Source organism: Bradyrhizobium sp., from assembly GCF_049798375.1.
Classification (GTDB): Bacteria; Pseudomonadota; Alphaproteobacteria; order Rhizobiales; family Xanthobacteraceae; genus Bradyrhizobium.
The window spans coordinates 1-1587 of the sequence record NZ_JBARGP010000587.1 but is presented as its reverse complement, the minus strand read 5'-3'; the positions used below and the strand labels follow the sequence as shown (position 1 = coordinate 1587).

Below are 1587 nucleotides of genomic sequence, written 5' to 3'. Positions count from 1 at the left end.
TTCCAGCGCGACCTGCATCTCGGCCAGCGCCGGGATCGGCACCCATGGCGGCAGTTCCTGATCGAGCACATGGTCCTCGCGGACATAGCCATGCGCCAGCACGTAGTCGCCGAGCCGCTGCGTGTTGCGCAGGCCGGCGCAATGGCCGAGCATCAGCCAGGCATGCGGCCGCAGCACCGCGACGTGATCGGTGACGTTGCGCGCGTTCGAAGGGCCGATACCGACATTGATCAGGGTGATGCCCTGATAGCCTGCTTCAACCAGATGATAGGCCGGCATTTGCGGCATGCGGACCGGCACTGTCCCGGTGACGACGCCGCCGAGGTGCTGGCTCTGCGTGATGACATTGCCCGGCGCGACGAAAGCCTCGGGGCCGGCCTGGCCGGAGGCCAACCGCCGCAGGCACGATTGCTGGAACGCATCGATGTAGAACTGGTAGTTGGTGAAGATCACGAAGTTCTGGAAGTGCTCCGGATCGGTGCCGGTGTAGTGATAGAGCCGGCGCAGCGAGTAGTCGACGCGCGCCGCGCGGAACAGCGACAGCGGTTCGGGATCATCGGGCCCGAGCTCGAAGGTGCCGTCGGCGATGGCATCGTTCATGGCGGCGAGGTTCGGTGTGTCGAATACGTCGCGCAGCGAGCGCATCACCAGCGCGGGATCGTCATTGCTGCGCGCGCCCTCGATGTTGATGTCGCGCCGATAGGCGAAATGCAGCGGGATCGGCTCGTCGGAAACGCCGATCTCGACCGGCTGGCCGTGGTTCGCGATCAGAAGCCGGATCTGTTCGGTCAGATAGACCCGGAACAGATCCGGGCGCGTCACGCTGGTCTGGTGCACACCGGGGCGCGCGACGAAGCCATAGGCGAGACGCGAATCCACCCGCGCATGCGTCGAAGTGGTGATGCGGACGAACGGGTAATGCGCGCGCACGCGCGTTCCGAACGTCTGGCCATTGGCGTAGGCCTCGAAATGGTCGCGGAGGAAGCTCGTGGCGCGCTCGTAGATTTCCACGAGGCGGCTGACGGCCGCGTCAGCGTCGGTGAAGGCCTCGGTCGCAATCGGCTGCGGTGTCAGAATGGTCATGGCGGGCACTTCCGTGGAACGCAGAGCGTGGCTTGGCTGGCGAGAATACAAGACGGATGTTGTGATGGCCATGCCATCGCCTGCAGCAGATACGCGTTCGCGGTCTCGCGACGCCATTCGCGCCCGAGCTTTGCGAAGCGACCGCCCTCGTCATATCAGAGGGCGCAGGGAAGACCGGGCGCCGGCCGCGCCCATGGCCCGCGTGCAGAAAAAAAGCACGCGGCAGAACCACAGGTTTGGCCAAACACGCCCAGCCTTCCCTGCGCGATGGCTTTACGGCTTATACGTGATCTCCTCGGGGATCGGCTCTCTTGCCCCGTCGCCCGCGCGCTCGTCGCACGCAGGCTTGGCATCAGCACCGGGATGCCAGGACCACACGACTTCACCGTACGCGGCATGCCCTTCGTCCGCGAAGCAAAGCTCCGCTGCGACACGCCGCGTCCACCGCATTCCGTCGCCCACGTCCGTGACGATCGCGATACGCCCCTCCGGCGGAACGGAACG

The 1587-nt window shown here is 65.7% G+C and carries 2 protein-coding genes; both read right to left on the bottom strand.

Annotation, left to right across the window (positions count from 1 at the left end; all coding sequences use genetic code 11):
• The coding region (locus tag WA702_RS23515) for an AMP nucleosidase (protein ID WP_425112953.1) at positions 1 to 1083 on the bottom strand (1083 nt) is incomplete at its 3' end.
• A gap of 273 nt (positions 1084 to 1356) precedes the next feature.
• Positions 1357 to 1587: hypothetical protein (locus tag WA702_RS23510; RefSeq protein ID WP_425112952.1), on the bottom strand; the 231-nt coding region annotated here is incomplete at its 5' end.